Here is a 16,862-nt window from a genome sequence, read left to right as displayed (position 1 = left end):
TGAATTACGCCCTTGATTTAGCTAAATACTTCATCTTATCATGTTTTAGGTTGAAATTAAGATGCGTTTACCCTGCTTTTCAAGGTCCGGGAGTAAGAAATTCACAAATGATGCGAGGATTGCTATAGCATTCCAGTTAAACCGGGAATTCATCTGTTTTATCCAAAGGTGGGGTTTACTAAAAAGAAAGGTTGTTCTCGATTTAACTTGGTCGCTTCATGGAAACGTAAATATCTAGGCAAACAAGAAGATGAACCTTGGTATCTGTTAACTAATCTGCCAGATTTGAAGGGAACTTACCCCCTGCGGGGTAGTTTCGACCGAACTCGAACGCATGCTCACTGTAGGTTTTAGCGATTCGATCGACCCGCTTGCGCAGCCATGTAATTTCAGGTTTTCTTGAGATTGTTTGCTCGCACAGTGTGAGAGAATTGCAGTCATGCACATCGAAAGAGTCCCCAACCGCAATTCCCCACCAGCCGTCCTCTTACAATCCTACCGAGAGGGTGGAAAAGTGCGCTTTTCTCACCCTAGCTAACCTCTCAAAATTGCCCGATGATGCCATTGAAGGACTGCGAATTTTACAAGGAAGGTGGCACTGCGTTCGACAGTCTAGAATCCGCCTTTGAGATCCAGCGTTCCTTACCACACGGCCATGTGGCCGCCGTGTTAGGTACGCTCAAAAATATCGGGCTAGAATCATTAATTAGCGATCTCCCCAGCCGCCAACGGGATCTAGTCACGGCAATGATAGTAGCGCGAATCATCGACCCCGCCTCAAAATTAGCTCAGCAAACGCGGACTATCGACAGATACCTGTAACAGCACCCTTGCGGGAATCTTAAAAGTTCAAGATGCTGATGCTGACGACCTTTATGAAGCAATGGATTGGCTGTCAGATAGACAACAGGAAATCGAACAAAGAATCGCAGCCAAACACCTGAGTGAAGGCAGCTTAATTCTTTACGATGTCACCTCCACCCCTGTTTGAAGGAACCACCTGTCCCCTGGCTCAATACGGCTATTCGCGAGACAAAAATAAAGGGAAATTACAAATCATTTTTGGATTGCTTTGTAACGCTGCTGGCTGCCCGATCGCCGTTGAAGTATTTGAAGGCAATGTCAACGATGCCACAACCTTAAGCCCGATTCTCGAAAAAGTCCGCACTCGGTTTGGCATTCAACGGTTAGTATTAGTCGGCGAGCGAGGCGTACTTACTTCGGCAAGAATTGAAGCATAATTAAAGGGGGTAGAAGGTAAGGATTGGATTGCAGCATTAAGAGCGCCACAAATCCGAGAATTAGTAGAACAAGAAGCGATACAACTGTCACTGTTTGACCAAAAAGATTTAGCTGCCATTCAATCCCCAGATTATCCAGGAGAAAGGTTAATCGCCTGCCGCCATCCATATTTAGCAGAAGAAAGAGCCAATACTCTGTCTCGACTGCTACAAGCAACTGAGAAAGAATTATCCAAAATCGTCGCGGCAACAACTCGTTCTAAACGTCGGTTAACGGGAGCAGAAAAAATTTGGTTGAGAGTGGGAAAAATTATCAATCGCTACCAAGTAGCCAAGAGACCTCTTCCATAATTCCAATCCCTTTCCCCGCTTAGTTTCAACGGTACATCGATAAAAAATGCCCAATTTTATGACCTAAATTTTACTGTTTTTTTTCAGTTTGTAGGGACTTTTACTGACACATAACGATCGCACCTATTCGCCATCTTACTAATCCACATACCACCCAAATTATTCTCTCGTAATTTTGAGATTTTAAGCGAAATATTTCTGATGCTACTCTCCCTATTTTTAGTAATCTAATTAGATGTTCGACAAAGATTCTTTTTTGAGCCTTTGACTTGTTCGCTCTTTTTTTAGCTGGAGTCAGAACTCCCTGACGAGGTTTTTTATGAGGAGTATTAATTCAATACTTCGGACAGTTTTTAAGCAGCGAGAGTACCATAGGATAGGACTGACGGAAGGTTAGGGTGATTTAAAATTAAATTCCGGTCTAAATCTAACTTATCAATAAATGTGTAAAGTATATGCCTATTGAATTCACGGCGTTTATAAGAGGTCATGGAAAACACGAATGGCTTGGGAGATGAATGACGATTATAAGCTTCATATTTGGCTAAATTTAAAGCAATTAGACTGGCGTTAAAATGAAAATCAAGGCATTGACCACTACGAGATTGACAATTGGATAAGCCCGTAAATTGTTTGGCATCACGAAAAATAAACTCAATCTGAAAACGAGCCTGATAATACTCAAGTATTTGCTCACCTGTCAGCTCGATATCAGTGCTGAATAATAAAATATTTTTGATTTTACCATTGGGTTGAAGTTCTGAAAGACAAGCTAAACGTATTTTGCATTTTAAAGAAACACTCCATACTACTAATGAGTAAAGCTTAACTCCCGGTTTAACTTCTTTGATGAAGGTTAAGTTTTTTAACTTATTACAGTCTACTTTCCCATCGTATTTACGAGGTGCACCTATCTTATTTTTTTCACCTGTATAGAGGTACTTTAAGTTGGCATCTGAGCGTAACTTACTAATCAAATTTAAATTTGAATTTCGTACAGCATCCCAGAACTTAGCGCGGCAATAATAACCATCAGCTACCAAATAGCGTACAGATTCTGGCAATAAAGAACGGGTTTTTTTTAAATGTCGAGCATAGTCGTCAACTCTTGTTATTTCAGGCGTTGAGCATAGTCGTGCTTTTTTTTTAGTTGGTTTTTTTGATTTTCTTTTCGTTTGAGCAGTGAGGGGATTTTTGGGTAGTTCTGTGGGAGGACGCCAGGGTGTTTGTTGTACACTCACACTATAAGACAAATGAGTTTCGACTTCGACCACAGAAATTACAGAAATTTCTAATCCCTCTTCTGGTCTGCCAGCTACACCATTATAAAAGCTAGCTTTCCCTTCAGTTTTTTTGCCACTATGAGTCAATAAATGAACAATCGATTACAGCAATAATAGTTTGCTCAGAATCCAAGGCTTTATTGATAAAGTATTGATTAAATTCTGCGAAATCAAAGTTTTTCAAAAAATGCCGACGATAAGTTTTTTCACTCAACGAACTGTAACGGCTCAGATTGGTAAAGTTTACCTTGCCATAAACAAGCAATATGGTGGAAAACAAGGTCACCATAAACTTTTTTTGGGATTGACTAATCCCTGACATTTGTTGTAAAATTGATTCGAGAATATTCATCAGGCATTTTTTTAAGTTCGTCTATTTTTTGAGCTTAATCTAAAAAGTGCCTTTTTTTGGGAGTTTCGGTTAAAATTCCAGGGATTTTTTGTCTCTGTTCGGGGAGCGTCCCTGTTCCAAAACTGTCCGAAGTATTGTTAATTGACGGTCGAGTGCATAAGCTTTATTACCTTGAAAATTTTGTGAGGTTAAGAGTGACAATCGCTGCTTTCTCCAAATGTTTATGTCGGCTGTTGCTCCGGTTTCTCCTACTACTACGTCAACAATCTCTTTACCGGATGGCATGACTATTACCTGATTTTTTTTAGTATGTCTATTTTGTTTGTCAGAGTAATTTTTTTTCTGCTCTTCATTGTCCGTAGGTCTTTGTATAGACTGCTCGTAGCTATCTACTATCAATTTAACTTCTTGCAAAATTTCTAAGCTCCATGCTCGATCCGACTCATTTTTTTTTACTTGTTCTAACACCGAAGCCGGCAATAACTATCTTAAGATTTTTACCCAGCGATGAAAAATATAATTAGCGTGGAGTACCTATGTCAAATTGTACCCCAAGCATTTGAAAAGTAGGTAAGTTATGCAGGTACACCAATGTCAAAAGAATTTGATCTGCGATCGTTAGTTTAGGGGGGCGACCACTGCCGGGTTTAATGAGCCGAGTTTTCTGACTTTATTGAGATTATTTTGACTGTACAGACTTTCGGCATTGGTAATTAGTTGTATTAACCGATCGTAGTCTATACCCAACATTCTTTGAGTCTAGGATGGATGCTTTTCAATATATTCTCGGAGTTGGCTCATGTTTTTTGGAGGGTAAAATTCCATTATAATTTAAGAGTAATCGGTCAACCATTTCTTTTTGGGAGAGGTCTAAGCATTTTCATCTGAAAATTACCGATAACAGTTTCAGTTACGAACGCAACCATGAGAAAATTGCAGCGGCAGCAAATTTAGATGGAATGTACGTGATTCGTACTTCAGTTTCACCTGCGGTATTAGATGACCCACGGGCGGTGAAGGCTTATAAAAGTCTGTCTCAAGTCTAGTCGGCATTTCGTTGTTATAAAACTATTGATTTGAAGGTGCGTCCGATTTATCACCGCTTGGCTCATCGAGTTCGATCGCACGTGTTTTTATGCCTGCTGGCTTATTACGTGGAATGGCAGATGCGTGAGAAATTAGCGCCGTTGTTGTTTGAGGAGGAAGAATGGTTAGAGCCTGTGGAACCGAATTCAGTGGTTGTCCCGAAAAATACCAGACTGGGGCAAAACGCAAAGTTTCAACTCAACGTAATTTGGACAATTTTCCGGTTCAAAGTTTTCGGACGTTACTAACGAATTTATCGACGATTGCTAAAAATAGAGTGCTCGCTAAACTGGGAGGTGTTTGTGTTAGTTTTGATAAGTTGACGATACCAAGTCCTTTACAGCAAAAAGCCTTGGATTTACTGGGGGTTCCCCTGAGTTTGTAGTCATGTATAGGGTGAGGGTTCTCACCCCGAATGACCGCGCGATCGGGGCTGAAAACCTCTCGCGATCGAGCGTGGGGGGTAAGTTCCGTTTTAGGAAATCCCAAGCGTTACTTGAGTTTCTGACCTACTAAAATTAAACGCATCACTCGCTCAGCTGCATCCGTCAGAAGTTCAGTGGCGTTAGCGATCGCATCTTCTAAGGTCCCTGGAGTCTCCAAAATATTGGCAAACGAGTCAATTCCATGCTCGTAATTGAGGTTAGCCCCATCCCCAATAGTGCCGGCAATAGCAATCACCGGCACCTGATATTCTTTTGCCCGCCGCGCCACCTCTGCTGGGATCTTGCCTCGTGGGGTTTGCCGATCGATACAGCCTTCGCCGGTAATCGCCAAATCCACCTCTGCCAGCAAGGTATCAATCTCTAGATATTGCATCACAATATCGTAGCGTGAGTGCAACGTTGCACCCAGCAACGCGCTCAAGCCGGTTCCCAATCCACCGGACGCACCCCCACCCGGCATTTCGCGCACATCGATGCCGGTGTCTCGTTCAATGACATCAGCGAAGCGATCGAGGACTGCGGCCAGCTTCTCAACAGTTTCGGGTGAGGCACCTTTTTGCGGGCCAAATACTCTGGCGACGCCGTGAGGGCCACATAGGATATTGTGCCAGTTGCAGGCCACATCAATTTGTACTTGCTCCAGTCGGGGATCGCGCTGGCTTAAATCGATGCGATCGAGCTTAGCCAATTCACCGCCGCCGCGCCCCAACTCGTTGCCCTCAGCGTCCAGCAGGCGCACACCCAAAGCTTGAGCCATGCCGGCACCGGCATCATTCGTTCCCGAATCGCCACAGCCAATTAGCAAGCGCTCAGCACCGGCATCCAGGGCGGCTTTAATTAATTCCCCGACGCCGTAAGTGGTTGTCACCAAAGGATCGCGGACATTGCGGGGAACCAAGCGCAACCCAGCCGCCGCCGCCATTTCCAACACTGCTGTTTTCACATCCGTCTCACCGAGAAAGCCGAAATGGGACTTCACCGGCTGCCCGACGGGCCCTGTAACCGTCAGTTCATGCAACGTGCCGCCGGTTGCTGCCACCAGTGCTTTAGAAAAACCCTCGCCCCCATCAACCAGCGGGGCTTTATAAATTTGGGCAGATGGGAGGACGCGTAAAATTCCCGCTTCTATACTGTTAGCAACTTCATCTGCTTCTAAACTTTCTTTAAACCCAGAGGGTGCGATTAAAATTCGTAAGCTCATCTTCTGTTGTTTTCGGTTAATTTTTGAGATCGCTTCGGGAAAATTTTGCCAGGAATTTACTCGCGCAGCGGTAATTGAATCTGAACATAAGTTCCCACACCAGGTTGACTGTCAATACTCAGATGACCGCCGTGCTGCTCAACAATGGCCTTTGTTAGCTGCAATCCCACACCGGCACGGCCGCCTCGTGGGTTTTCAAAGGTGGCAAAAGCTTGATTGATCAGCGGCTGTTCAGCCCCCTTGCCATTGTCAGCGACTTCTATTAACAACAGGTTGGCATCAGCAGCAATGGACGAACGAATTCCCAATTGCCCGCCCCGATCTGGCATGGCTGCAAGTGCGTTACGCACCAACTCGCCCAAAGCTTCCCGCAGTTTGAGCCGATCAACCACTGCATGGCTGATGTCTGGCGAAATTTCCAACTCAAAGCTAACGGCACGACGCGCAAACTCGTCATGAAACCGCAGCAGCACTTCGTACAGCAGCGAACGGATATCGGTGCGGGCCAAATTAAGATCCAAGGGAAACCCAAAGTCAGTCGCACGCGCCACTGCCTGCAACAGCCGGTCTAGCTGAGCGATTATTTCCTGTTTGTCTTCAGCCATGACATTGTTATTGCTGCCGGCACTGTTACCGAGTTGGCTAACCTGAGAGCGCAACTGGGACACCAGGGTGTGCAGTGTCAGCCGCGAGGGCATATTTTTGAGCGCTCCGTCTGAAGCCTCATCTGCCACCCCTGCAGGCAGGCTTGCGAGTCCGATCGTCTCCTCTCGCTCTTGCATCGCCTCTGTCATGCGATTAAATGCCCGGTTCACTGCCCCCAGTTCGTCAGTGCGTTCTTCTTCAAGCCGGCGCTGCAAATCGCCCCGCGCCACATCGTCGAGCGCTTGTTCAACCTCTCGCAGCGGTGCGAATAAGTCGGAGGCGAGATAAGCCGCTAGCAGCAATACCAGCGAGACGGTGCCGAATGCGGCGATCGCGAGTACCAGTTCAGCGGTTTCCCTAGTGCTTTGAGTTTGCGCTTGAATCACCTGCCGGTATTTTTGGTCAGACTCGACGGCTGCTTCCGTTAATTCCTCAAATGGCTCGAAATCATCTTCTAATTTCTTTTGGATAAAATTAAAAGCCTCTTTTTTGCGCTTCGTCCTCACCAAGTCAAAAACAGTACGAGCATCTTGCACCAGCACTTCGTAGGCATTGCGGACTTGCGTTACCTGTTTTTGTTCTTCCTCGTTGTCAGCCAGATCGGCCCACTTCTTTAAGTCTTCACTGACGGATTTAAGGGATTCTTCAAACTCTTCCCGAGCATCGTCGTCGGTGGTGACAGCCTCTGTTACTTCTTTGAAGGCACGAAAGGTTCCGGCCCGGACTCGCTGGACTAACAGACTGCGCTGGTAATGATTTTGCAGCTTATTTTCGCTGTTTTGCCATTTGACAATAGCCCAGACAGTCATGCCGGCAGTCGCTAGCGCCAGCAATCCCAATCCTGCAAATGTTGTCAGTAGTTTCTTTCGCAAGTTCATCAGTTTTTGCTTTTTCCTCCCCCCTGAGTTTTAAACTTTAGAAATAGATTAAGTTGACAGAAGAAACCCAACCTACTAGGCTACCAGGCTGGCACAGCTACAGTTGCAAACCAATCCAGCGCCAGTACCCAAAGTAAAACACCACCATCAGTCCCAGGTGAACAAGTAGCAGCACGGAACTTAAACGCAGTAAATCGGCTGGTTTATAAGTTTCACCTTCTAATTCTTGAAACATTAATAATGCTTTGGAACTAACTGGAAAGGTGAGGCAGTAATCCATGCCGACAGTGCTGATGAATAATACGGCAACTGGATTAAGTTGCAAACTGCTCCCTAGGTATAAAAGCGCAGGAACTAATGCTGCCGCCCGTGCTGTGTGGGAGGTCATATAAATGTGTGAAGTGAGGGAGATAAATGCCAGCACAAATAAGATGACTGTGCGCGATTCTGCCCCGACGATGCCGGTGACGACAAACAACTGGTCAATAATCCATTGGGCAGCGCCGGAGTCAATCAGCGCCCGTCCCAAGACTAAGGCGGCACCCACGAAGACGATTAAATTCCACGAAACTGCTTTCAGTCCTTCTTTCCATTTGAGGACACCAATTCCTGGCAGCGTCAGCACAAGCGCCCCAAATACGCTAACTGTGGCAATTTCCAAGCTGTGCCAGGTTTCTGTCAGCCAAAGTCCGATCATCACGACGACAACGCCGACGGTTTTCCATTCTGCCTGTGAGAAGGGCTTGCTGGTTTGCACCGGCACCTGCAACTGGCGATCGAGGCGCTCTTTATCGAGAAATAAGTGCATAATTACCCAGGAAGAGGCATAACTGGCGGTAATGCCAAATGGTAAGCCATAGAGCGCCCACTGAGCGAAGGATATCTGCTGTTTCGCAATTTGTTGCAGCAAATCGTTGGCAACGAGGTGAGAGCCGGCTCCGACTAATGCAACGATCGTAGATACCAAAATAATGGTTGGCATCAGCAAGGCTAAGGCGCGAATGATGCGGCGATCGTCGGTGGCATTGGCGATGCTGCGAAACACGGGGATCGCAACTGCAGCGCGTCCAGATGTGGAAGGGATCAAGAAGGAGAGCGGAATTAGTACGGTTGTCAGCAGCCAGAACAAGCTGCGGACGTTTGTGGCGCGGGAGACGACAAGTTGAGTCAGCCGTGCAGCTAAGCCGGTTTTTTGTACCGCGCCACCGAGGATGAACGCGCCAATCATCAGCCAAATGACATCTGAGGCGAGGGCTTCAAAGAGCTGTTCTTGAGGACTACCGCCGGCCAAAATCAGCAGCATCATGGTGCTGAGGGCGATGTAGTCGGCGTTAATTGAGGTGGTTGACCACAAGATGGCAGCTAGGATGAAGGCGAAGAGTGACAGACGTGCCGGTGTGGGTAGCGATCCGGGCAAGAGCACAGCAATGCCGGCTGTGAATGTGAGGGCTAGGGGCACTACAGCGTCCACAACCCAGTGAAAACGTCTCGGACTGGGTTTTTTCGGGGGCTTGTGCTGTGCGTCGAAGCGCGTCCAAATGCTGGTTGAGCTTGATTTTGCTGAGCTATTCGCCGTTTTTGTCGCAGTAACTTTCCCCATTTTCTCCTCAATTGCAGCGAAAGTCAGGCTGGTGTAGCAGCACTGAGAACACCAGTTTATTTAACGGGTTAATCCAAAGCGCGTAACTCTATCTTTCGGCAGATATCACAAATGTCAAATCGTGCGTAAGTCTTTCTTGGGAATTCTGGCAAACAAAAAAAACATTTCTTAACATGAAGTTACAAAGGGAGTGAAGGAACTCGAACAAGACCTGAAGCCCTTAAAACGGTTGATGAATCGAGATATTTCAAGAAAAAGGGCGGAAAACCTGAATAATAAACCTCTTGCAAAAAAACCTATTTTATAATTAAAAGTTTTGAATTTTAGACTTTAGAGCTAACTCATAATTGTAAAGTGCTGACAACAAATTACAGCGGAGACCGTAACGGCGGCGATTTCGATAACGACTGGACAAAATGTAAGAAAGCTTTTAGACTCCTATTCATATGTTCAATCACTATTCGGTTCTGGGCTAAAGCTCGATTGTAGTCTTTTTCTAAAAGAGAAAGATTCCTATTTTTAGTTTTTTTTTAGGAGTCGATTTATTAGAGTGATAATCTTTTATCCCTTGATAGCCACTATCTTCTAAACTATCGGTCTCAGGATGGAAATGAACATTGCTTTTTTTAAACAAGCTGAAATCGTGGCAATGCCCCAGTCCAAAATTTAGGCAAATAATCTGTGCTGGTTTCTTGATTAATGACCACTTGCATTTTTAGGTTGCGTTATTTTTATTTACTGAATATATATATTTTTTTTGCGTTCGATAGCTATTTCTGTGACATCCATTACCACAGCTTCTGGATGCCCAAAACCTTTGAACAATGCTTTTTTCCCAGGAATACCAAACTTTCCCATTTTCATTAAATTTGATGCAATGTTAGTTACAATTCGGCAAATCGTTGATTTGGGTACTCCCCAATTTGTTCCCATATGAAAAGAGGTTCGTCGATATTTTCGCCATCGCCAATATTCCCAAACTACTCTTAAGTTGTTCTTCAAGAGTTAAGGCGCTTCGACGCTATAACCTGCAATCTTCTCCACTTAAGCAAAATGTTTGATTTTAGCATAAAATTATTTGGCAATAGGTCTAATCCACAATCTAAAATCCACAATCTAAAATTAAAAATTAAAAATCTAAAATCCACAATCTAAAATCCACAATCCACAATCTAAAATCTAAAATCCACAATTTAAAATCCAAAATCCAAAATCTAAAATCCACAATTTAAAATCTAAAATCCACAATCTAAAATCCACAATCCAAAATCTAAAATCTAAAATCTAAAATCCACAATCCACAATCTAAAATCCACAATCCACAATCTAAAATCTAAAATCTAAAATCCACAATCCACAATCTAAAATCCACAATCTAAAATCCACAATCCACAATCTAAAATCCACAATCCACAATCTAAAATCTAAAATCCACAATCCACAATCCACAATCTAAAATCTAAAATCTAAAATCTAAAATCTAAAATCTAAAATCCACAATCCACAATCCACAATCTAAAATCCACAATCTAAAATCTAAAATCCACAATCCACAATCCAAAATCTAAAATCTAAAATCTAAAATCTAAAATCGATTGATGGTATTTTCTAGTTTTTCGGCAATCCCTTCAACCCAGTTTTCATCTTGTTTTGTATAGCTGCGGGGCGCGTTAGCACCTAAGATTAAAACGCCTTGAGTGCCGATGGGCTGACAGATAACTCCTTGAGTGTTTTCTGGCAAATAGTCAAATTCTATTTTGCCCGGATAAATGTTGAGATTTACTAAATAAACTGGTTTGTTTTTGTCGAGCACTCGCTGCAAAATCGGCCCCGGTTTGACCTCGGGATTGATGCCTAAAATGCCGCGCCGCAATAAAACTTTTCCTTGATACACAATTACGATCGACCTTGTGGCGGTATTTGTCAACAGCAAACGCGACGCCCAAGCTAATTCTATTTTCACGGCCTCCGGCAAATCCGGCGCAAATTCAAAACCTTCTTCGCCGATAAGTTTTACCGAATCGGGCGATCGCGCTTGCACCTGCTGCCACAGCAAACCTGTTAAAATCAGCAGAGCGCTGACAATTACTCCCAAAGCGTCGGAACGAGCTTGAGAATCTGTAATTTGCTCTGTCAGCAAGCGGTTGACCATTAGCAGCGTACCTGCTAACCCTCCTGCAACTAAGGGCAATTGCCGCAAAACTTTATTGGGATCGGATTTAGTCATTAGTCATCAGTCATCAGTCATTAGTCATTAGTCAGCAGTCAGCAGTCAGCAGTCATTAGTCATTAGTCATTATTCATTAGTCATTAGTCATTAGTCATTGGTAGTTGGTAATTTAACTCATGCCAACTGCCAACTGCCAACTGCCGACTGACTTTATCCTACTTCTCCAATTTCGACAATTCGCTGGAAGAGATAGCCGGTGCCGCGGGCGGTGAGAATTAATTCGGGATTGCTGGGGTCGTCTTCCAACTTTGCCCTAAGCCGCGAGATGTGAACGTCCACTACGCGGGTGTCTACGTGGCGTTCTGGCGTGTATCCCCAGACTTCCTGCAAAATTTCCGATCGCGAAAAAGGCTCTCCAGAACGGCTGACAAGCAGTTCTAACAGGCTGAATTCCATGCCTGTGAGGCGAATTCGTTCGTCGCCTTTGTAAACTTGGCGCTTGTTGGTGTCAATCCTAATATTGGTGACGTGGATGACTCCGGAACTGGGAATCCCCGACGCCCCGTTTTTGTCAACCCTCCGCAGTACCGAACGGATGCGGGCTTCAAGTTCTTTGGGAGAGAAAGGTTTGACGACGTAATCGTCGGCGCCCAATTCTAAACCGGTGATGCGATCGGCTACGTCTCCCAAAGCAGTTAGCATGATGATAGGCACGTCTGACTCTTTACGCAACTCCTGACAGACGCCGTAACCGTCTAGCTTAGGCATCATCACGTCCAAAACCACTAAGTCGGGTTCGGTGTTGCGAAATGTTTCGAGAGCTTCTTCGCCGTCAGCAGCGGTGACGACATCGTAGCCAATCATGGAAAGGCGAGTCTCCAGAATGCGGCGGATACTGGCTTCGTCATCGACTACCAGAATTTTTTCTTTATGGTTTTCCAAGTTACCGAGCACTCCTTAAGTTACATTTCAGATAATGTTAATTTTTTGTACCCTATCATAGAAGACACAAATTGAATCATGTGTGGGTATCGGTCTGAAAGCTTGATAATTGCTTGAACTCAGACTTTTCTAAATGTTAGGGTGACTATTTATCTATAGTAAACAATGCCTAAGCCTCGAGTACAATATATTTGTCGGGAATGCGGGTATGATTCACCACAATATTTTGGCAGGTGTCCTAGCTGTCAGAAGTGGGATTCTTTTGACGAGCAGTTAGAACAACCTACTGTTGGTGTATCGCGGGCTGGTTTAACAGGGGTGACAACTAAGGCAGCGGGCGGTTCGCCCCCTGATAAGTCGAAGGGTCAACCCAGGGTATCTTTCAGATTATCGCAGATTTCCGACCAAACTCAGTCTCGCTGGCCTTCTGGTTACGGGGAGCTCGATCGAGTTTTGGGAGGCGGGATTGTTCCGGGCTCGCTGGTGTTGATTGGGGGGGAACCGGGAATCGGGAAATCGACGCTGCTGTTGCAGGTGGCGAATATGTTGGCCCGCAAGGATCGGATACTGTATGTCAGTGCGGAGGAGTCCGGCCAGCAGGTGAAGTTGCGATCGCAGCGTTTGGGCGTGGCTAATCCGGTTGAATTGTCAAGCAACGGCGGGCATAAATCTGGCAGCAACGGGGAAGCTAAGAAGGATTCCGAGGACAAGTCAGCGGAGAATTTCTACTTGCTTCCAGAGACGGATTTAGAAGTAATTTTGCGGGAGTTGGAAGCGCTGAAACCGAATGTAGCGGTAGTTGACAGCATCCAAACTATTTATTTTGCTAGTTTAACATCGGCTCCGGGTTCGGTGGCTCAGGTACGGGAATGTACGTCTGCTTTGATGCAGGTGGCGAAAAGGGAAAATATTACTTTATTTATTGTCGGTCACGTTACGAAAGATGGAGCTTTGGCGGGGCCGAGGGTTTTGGAACATTTGGTAGATACTGTACTTTATTTTGAGGGCGATCGCTTTGCTTCTCACCGGCTTTTGCGATCGATGAAAAACCGTTTCGGCGCGACTCATGAAATCGGTGTTTTTGAAATGGTAGCAAACGGTTTGCGAGAAGTAGATAATCCGTCGGAGTTGTTTTTAGGCAATAAAGATGAATTTTCGCCCGGTACTTCCACGACTGTTGCTTGCGAAGGAACTCGACCGATTTTAGTAGAAATTCAGGCGTTAGTCAGCCCTGCGAGTTTTGGTTCGCCGCGCCGTTCTACTACTGGTGTGGACAATTCTAGATTGCAGCAAATTTTGGCGGTTTTGGAGAAAAGGGTGGGGATTCCTTTATCTAAGTTGGATACGATTGTCGCGTCGGTGGGTGGGTTGAAGGTGGAGGAACCGACGGCGGATTTGGCAGTGGCGATCGCCGTTGTGGCCAGTTTTCGCGATCGGGTGGTTGATGCGCGCACAGTTTTGCTCGGAGAAGTGGGTTTGGGGGGACAGGTGCGGCCGGTTTCCCAATTAGAATTGCGGCTGAGGGAAGCGGCGAAATTGGGTTTCAAAAGGGCGATTATTCCTAAGAATCAAGCGGTGCCAGATTTGGGGATGCAGATTATTCCGGTGGCTAAAGTAATCGATGCAATTATTGCGGCGATTCCGGCTACTCCGGCTCAGTTGCAGCCTGGTGATTTAGAGTTTCAGCCTGTTGATTTGGAGGAAGAAGATTTATCGAATTGAGTTAAAATAGTGATGCTGTAGATTGACTGTAATCAGGCAAAAAAGATGTATCAAGTAGACATACTTGAGGCAAAAGAAAAGCTTCTGGAATTAATCGCAGCGGCTCAGAGAGGAGAAGAAGTGGCGATTAATCAAGATAACCAGCCTGTTGTAAAATTGGTAGGAATACCGCCAGCTAATAAGAAGCGCTGGTCATCCAAAGCTGGGAGTGCTAAAGGAATGGTTTGGATGTCCGATGATTTTGACGAACCGCTAGAAGAGTTTAAGGAGTACATGGAATCAGGTTGTTGTTGGACACTCATGCCTTTATTTTGATGCTGATGCGCGGCTGTGGTGAATTAAGTTAGTGCAAAAATAAAGAGGCAAAAATGAGGTAATAGCAACGTGAGCGTTAGATTACATCCCCATGCTCAAGCACGATTGATTGAGCGAGGTGCAACTGAGGCAGAAGTAATTGCTACTGTTGAAAGTGGCACAACTTTTCCGGCTCAATTTGGCAGAACCGGATTTAGGCGCAACTTTTCCTTCAATGCTGAGTGGCAGGGAAAAGTTTATGCTATGAAGACAGTAGAGGCGATCGCAGCCCCAGAAGGCGAAGACTGGATAATTATCACTGTAATTGTCAAATTCTTTTGAGCAGGAGGTTCCATGAAACTGACTTACGATCCCAGATACAACGTAGCTTATATATACCTGAAAGAAAAAACCACACAGGTAAAAACTATCCAGGTTAGCGAGCAAATGAATGTGGATATTGCCCCAGACGGTACTATTTATGGAATTGAATTACTCAATGCCAATCAACAATTAGGGGCGGATAGTCAAGGAAAACTGATTGTTGTCAACGAAGCTTTAGGAGAATCTTCCGAGATTCAGCTTGCACTTTAATGGCATTGAAAACAATGAGTAAAAATGTGGTTGCTGGATGAATGCTAGGAGTAATATCAAATGCTTCAAACTAACTGGCAATGCGTACACACCCTTCACGGACATTCATGTTCGGTAACTTCTGTTGTCATCACTCCAGACGGACAGACTGTAGTTAGCGGAAGTTCTGATAGCACAATTAAGCTGTGGAACCTCAACACAGGGCAAGAACTTCACACTTTATCAGGACATTCACAAGGGGTTGCATCCATTGCCCTCGCCCCTGATGGACAAACTCTTGCTAGTGGCAGTAAAGACAAAACTATCAAGCTTTGGAATCTCAGCACTAAAGAGGAAATTTACACCATCACCGGACATTCAGACATAATTACTTCTGTAGTTATCAGCCCCGACGGGAAGACTCTGGCAAGTGCCAGTGAAGACACAACTATCAAACTTTGGAACCTTAGAAATAGAGAAGAAATTCGGACTTTAAAGTGGCCAGTAGAAGTATTTTATAGTTTGGCTATTTTATTGAGCCCTGACGGAAAGATTCTACTTAGTAGCAGTGCAGATGATTATGTTTCTCTAAGTGCAGTAGCTTTTAATTTAACCACTGGAGATGAAATCTGGACAAAGCATTGGCAGGAGGGTATGGACTCTGTTTATGCGATCGCTGTTAGCCCCGATGGAGCAACTTTTGCGACTTTGCACTGTGTGGGAACTATTAAGCTGTGGAATCTCTACACGGGAATAGAAATCTATACTCTTGCGGAAAATTCAATGGGGGACTTCTGCTTAGCTTTTAGCCCTGATGGGAAAATTTTAGCAAGTGGCGGGTGGGATTCTGGCAGCGAAGAGGATAGTACGGAACCTGGTATTATCGAACTTTGGAATCTCGATACCAGAGATAAAATTTGCAGTCTCTTGGGACATTCATGGGGAGTTTACTCTGTGGCTTTTAGCCCGGATGGGCAGACTCTGGTTAGTGGAAGTGATAACAAAACTATCAAGATTTGGCAAAGAGATTTATAATCGTGCGAGTTTTTTTATAACTCAAGGAATTAGAAAGTAAATCACAAACTGAATAATGTTGTAAAAAAATTGACCTAAAAATTATGAAAGCTTACGAGTTTCCCGCAAAAGTCACAGATGAAGGGAAAATAGAATTTCCCGATACTCTCTTAAAATACTTGGTAGTTAACCAAGAAGTCCGAGTTATTGTTCTGGTGAAAGAACCAACTGACACAGAAGATGAAGAAGAGGAAAACGCTGCTTGGCATCGTCTTGCCACCGAACAATTCTTTGGTGATTGCAGGGTAAACGCATCTTAAGTTTAACGCAAAATATGCTACAGTTAAATCCGACTAAATTTTAATGTAGTTTATTGTATTTTATTCGTGCTATCAATGGCAAGAGGTTTTAGTAAAGGTGTAACTTCCAAACAAAAACAAACAGATTCATTGCCTTCAATGAATATTTTAAATACCAGTTTTTTAGAGCATTTTGCCAATTTGAAAGACCCAAGAATAGAAAGAAGTAAAGAACACTTACTCAAAGATATTATAGCGATTGCGATTCTAGCTATCATCAGCGGCGCAGACGGATGGGTGGCAATAGAAGCCTATGGTAACGCCAAATATGAATGGTTAAAAAGCTTTCTAGAATTGCCGAATGGCATACCATCTCATGACACATTTAGTCGGGTATTTGCCCGAATTGAACCACAACATTTTCAAGAATGCTTTTTGAGTTGGGTAAATGCCATAGTCGGGGAATTAGAACTAAACGTGATTGCCATTGATGGCAAAACAATGAAACAATCTTATGACCGAAATGACCAGCAAAAAGCGCTACATATAGTTACAGCCTGGTCTTCATCTCATCAATTGGTTTTAGGTCAAAAAAAAGTCGATAAAAAATCCAATGAACTGACAGCAGTTCCGGCATTAATAGAAATGTTAGAAATTGCCGGAAGTGTAATAACCATAGATGCTATGGGGGAGCATGTCAAGTTTGCGCGCGCTCGCCAGCACTCCAGATGAAGACAGAGAGTCAGTTAGCGACTGTTGTCTGCT

General features: G+C 44.5%; 21 protein-coding genes and 1 pseudogene. 10 read left to right on the top strand and 12 right to left on the bottom strand.

Annotated elements, in window-relative coordinates; all coding sequences use genetic code 11:
- Positions 1–555 precede the first annotated feature (555 nt).
- Together QUA80_RS31015 and QUA80_RS31010 are read left to right on the top strand one after the other, a co-directional pair.
- The gene (locus tag QUA80_RS31015; RefSeq protein WP_333428776.1) at positions 556–822 is read left to right on the top strand and encodes a hypothetical protein; all 267 of its coding nucleotides are present in this window, start codon (positions 556–558) and stop codon (positions 820–822) included.
- Between the two features lie 146 nt (positions 823–968).
- Positions 969–1,241 carry a hypothetical protein gene (locus tag QUA80_RS31010; protein ID WP_333428775.1) on the top strand — a complete coding sequence of 91 codons (273 nt, stop codon included), beginning with the start codon at positions 969–971 and terminating at the stop codon, positions 1,239–1,241.
- A 131-nt stretch (positions 1,242–1,372) separates the two neighbouring features.
- On the opposite strand, the gene QUA80_RS31005 is transcribed toward QUA80_RS31010, so the two are convergent.
- From QUA80_RS31005 to QUA80_RS30980, 6 genes are all read right to left on the bottom strand, one after another.
- Positions 1,373–1,558 (bottom strand): hypothetical protein, encoded by a 186-nt coding sequence (locus tag QUA80_RS31005; RefSeq protein WP_333428774.1) that lies wholly within the window; start codon positions 1,556–1,558, stop codon positions 1,373–1,375.
- A gap of 134 nt (positions 1,559–1,692) precedes the next feature.
- Positions 1,693–1,926, bottom strand: coding sequence for a transposase family protein (locus QUA80_RS31000; protein ID WP_333428778.1), 234 nt, complete (start codon positions 1,924–1,926; stop codon positions 1,693–1,695).
- A 19-nt stretch (positions 1,927–1,945) separates the two neighbouring features.
- The gene (locus QUA80_RS30995) at positions 1,946–2,962 is read right to left on the bottom strand and encodes a transposase (protein WP_333428773.1); all 1,017 of its coding nucleotides are present in this window, start codon (positions 2,960–2,962) and stop codon (positions 1,946–1,948) included.
- Positions 2,952–3,227, bottom strand: a complete 276-nt coding sequence (locus QUA80_RS30990) for a hypothetical protein (RefSeq protein WP_333106363.1) — start codon at positions 3,225–3,227, stop codon at positions 2,952–2,954. The genes QUA80_RS30995 and QUA80_RS30990 overlap by 11 nt, the downstream gene beginning before the upstream one ends.
- Positions 3,228–3,296: 69 nt before the next feature.
- The gene (locus QUA80_RS30985) at positions 3,297–3,695 is read right to left on the bottom strand and encodes a transposase family protein (protein WP_333428772.1); all 399 of its coding nucleotides are present in this window, start codon (positions 3,693–3,695) and stop codon (positions 3,297–3,299) included.
- 52 nt (positions 3,696–3,747) lie between these two features.
- Positions 3,748–3,816, bottom strand: coding sequence for a hypothetical protein (locus tag QUA80_RS30980; RefSeq protein ID WP_333428777.1), 69 nt, complete (start codon positions 3,814–3,816; stop codon positions 3,748–3,750).
- 493 nt (positions 3,817–4,309) lie between these two features.
- On the opposite strand from QUA80_RS30980, the gene QUA80_RS30975 reads away from it, so the two are divergent.
- The gene (locus tag QUA80_RS30975; protein ID WP_333428771.1) at positions 4,310–4,561 is read left to right on the top strand and encodes a hypothetical protein; all 252 of its coding nucleotides are present in this window, start codon (positions 4,310–4,312) and stop codon (positions 4,559–4,561) included.
- A gap of 244 nt (positions 4,562–4,805) precedes the next feature.
- On the opposite strand, the gene QUA80_RS30970 is transcribed toward QUA80_RS30975, so the two are convergent.
- From QUA80_RS30970 to rpaB, 6 genes and pseudogenes are all read right to left on the bottom strand, one after another.
- Complete coding sequence (locus QUA80_RS30970; RefSeq protein WP_333428770.1) at positions 4,806–5,960, bottom strand: glycerate kinase; 1,155 nt, start codon at positions 5,958–5,960, stop codon at positions 4,806–4,808.
- Between the two features lie 56 nt (positions 5,961–6,016).
- Entirely contained in the window at positions 6,017–7,483 is a 1,467-nt protein-coding gene (locus QUA80_RS30965) for an ATP-binding protein (protein ID WP_333428769.1), read from the bottom strand.
- 97 nt (positions 7,484–7,580) lie between these two features.
- A complete protein-coding gene (locus QUA80_RS30960) occupies positions 7,581–9,083 on the bottom strand; it encodes an SLC13 family permease (RefSeq protein WP_333428768.1) in 1,503 nt (500 codons plus the stop codon).
- Between the two features lie 307 nt (positions 9,084–9,390).
- A pseudogene (locus tag QUA80_RS30955) lies at positions 9,391–10,085 on the bottom strand (transposase family protein); the annotation flags it as partial.
- 583 nt (positions 10,086–10,668) lie between these two features.
- Positions 10,669–11,310, bottom strand: coding sequence for a cofactor assembly of complex C subunit B (locus QUA80_RS30950; protein ID WP_333428767.1), 642 nt, complete (start codon positions 11,308–11,310; stop codon positions 10,669–10,671).
- Positions 11,311–11,463: 153 nt separating this feature from the next.
- Positions 11,464–12,195, bottom strand: coding sequence for a response regulator transcription factor RpaB (gene rpaB / locus QUA80_RS30945; RefSeq protein ID WP_071587789.1), 732 nt, complete (start codon positions 12,193–12,195; stop codon positions 11,464–11,466).
- A gap of 165 nt (positions 12,196–12,360) precedes the next feature.
- On the opposite strand from rpaB, the gene radA reads away from it, so the two are divergent.
- From radA to QUA80_RS30910, 7 genes are all read left to right on the top strand, one after another.
- A complete protein-coding gene (gene radA, locus QUA80_RS30940) occupies positions 12,361–13,917 on the top strand; it encodes a DNA repair protein RadA (RefSeq protein WP_333428766.1) in 1,557 nt (518 codons plus the stop codon).
- A gap of 45 nt (positions 13,918–13,962) precedes the next feature.
- A complete protein-coding gene (locus tag QUA80_RS30935; protein ID WP_333428765.1) occupies positions 13,963–14,232 on the top strand; it encodes a type II toxin-antitoxin system prevent-host-death family antitoxin in 270 nt (89 codons plus the stop codon).
- Between the two features lie 69 nt (positions 14,233–14,301).
- The gene (locus tag QUA80_RS30930; RefSeq protein WP_333428764.1) at positions 14,302–14,553 is read left to right on the top strand and encodes a DUF4258 domain-containing protein; all 252 of its coding nucleotides are present in this window, start codon (positions 14,302–14,304) and stop codon (positions 14,551–14,553) included.
- Positions 14,554–14,565: 12 nt separating this feature from the next.
- A complete protein-coding gene (locus QUA80_RS30925) occupies positions 14,566–14,805 on the top strand; it encodes a DUF2283 domain-containing protein (RefSeq protein ID WP_333428763.1) in 240 nt (79 codons plus the stop codon).
- Between the two features lie 60 nt (positions 14,806–14,865).
- Positions 14,866–15,819: a WD40 repeat domain-containing protein gene (locus QUA80_RS30920; protein ID WP_333428762.1), complete on the top strand. Its 954-nt coding sequence runs from the start codon at positions 14,866–14,868 to the stop codon at positions 15,817–15,819.
- Positions 15,820–15,902: 83 nt separating this feature from the next.
- Complete coding sequence (locus QUA80_RS30915; RefSeq protein ID WP_333428761.1) at positions 15,903–16,118, top strand: hypothetical protein; 216 nt, start codon at positions 15,903–15,905, stop codon at positions 16,116–16,118.
- 75 nt (positions 16,119–16,193) lie between these two features.
- Positions 16,194–16,829, top strand: coding sequence for an ISAs1 family transposase (locus QUA80_RS30910; protein ID WP_445302310.1), 636 nt, complete (start codon positions 16,194–16,196; stop codon positions 16,827–16,829).
- Positions 16,830–16,862 lie beyond the last annotated feature (33 nt).

Origin of the sequence: Microcoleus sp. F4-D5, assembly GCF_036704885.1 — a bacterium.
Lineage (GTDB): Bacteria > Cyanobacteriota > Cyanobacteriia > Cyanobacteriales > Microcoleaceae > Microcoleus.
Note: the sequence above shows the minus strand (reverse complement) of the source record. Positions and strands in the feature narration are given on the sequence as shown.

Bases quoted from the DNA above. Each gene is read 5' to 3' on its own strand.
- QUA80_RS31015 (WP_333428776.1), top strand. From the start codon at position 556: ATGATGCCATTGAAGGACTGCGAATTTTACAAGGAAGGTGGCACTGCG.
- QUA80_RS31010 (WP_333428775.1), top strand. From the start codon at position 969: ATGTCACCTCCACCCCTGTTTGAAGGAACCACCTGTCCCCTGGCTCAA.
- QUA80_RS30990 (WP_333106363.1), bottom strand. From the start codon at position 3,227: ATGAATATTCTCGAATCAATTTTACAACAAATGTCAGGGATTAGTCAA.
- QUA80_RS30970 (WP_333428770.1), bottom strand. From the start codon at position 5,960: ATGAGCTTACGAATTTTAATCGCACCCTCTGGGTTTAAAGAAAGTTTA.
- QUA80_RS30965 (WP_333428769.1), bottom strand. From the start codon at position 7,483: ATGAACTTGCGAAAGAAACTACTGACAACATTTGCAGGATTGGGATTG.
- QUA80_RS30960 (WP_333428768.1), bottom strand. From the start codon at position 9,083: ATGGGGAAAGTTACTGCGACAAAAACGGCGAATAGCTCAGCAAAATCA.
- QUA80_RS30950 (WP_333428767.1), bottom strand. From the start codon at position 11,310: ATGACTAAATCCGATCCCAATAAAGTTTTGCGGCAATTGCCCTTAGTT.
- radA (WP_333428766.1), top strand. From the start codon at position 12,361: ATGCCTAAGCCTCGAGTACAATATATTTGTCGGGAATGCGGGTATGAT.
- QUA80_RS30935 (WP_333428765.1), top strand. From the start codon at position 13,963: ATGTATCAAGTAGACATACTTGAGGCAAAAGAAAAGCTTCTGGAATTA.
- QUA80_RS30925 (WP_333428763.1), top strand. From the start codon at position 14,566: ATGAAACTGACTTACGATCCCAGATACAACGTAGCTTATATATACCTG.
- QUA80_RS30920 (WP_333428762.1), top strand. From the start codon at position 14,866: ATGCTTCAAACTAACTGGCAATGCGTACACACCCTTCACGGACATTCA.
- QUA80_RS30915 (WP_333428761.1), top strand. From the start codon at position 15,903: ATGAAAGCTTACGAGTTTCCCGCAAAAGTCACAGATGAAGGGAAAATA.
- QUA80_RS30910 (WP_445302310.1), top strand. From the start codon at position 16,194: ATGGCAAGAGGTTTTAGTAAAGGTGTAACTTCCAAACAAAAACAAACA.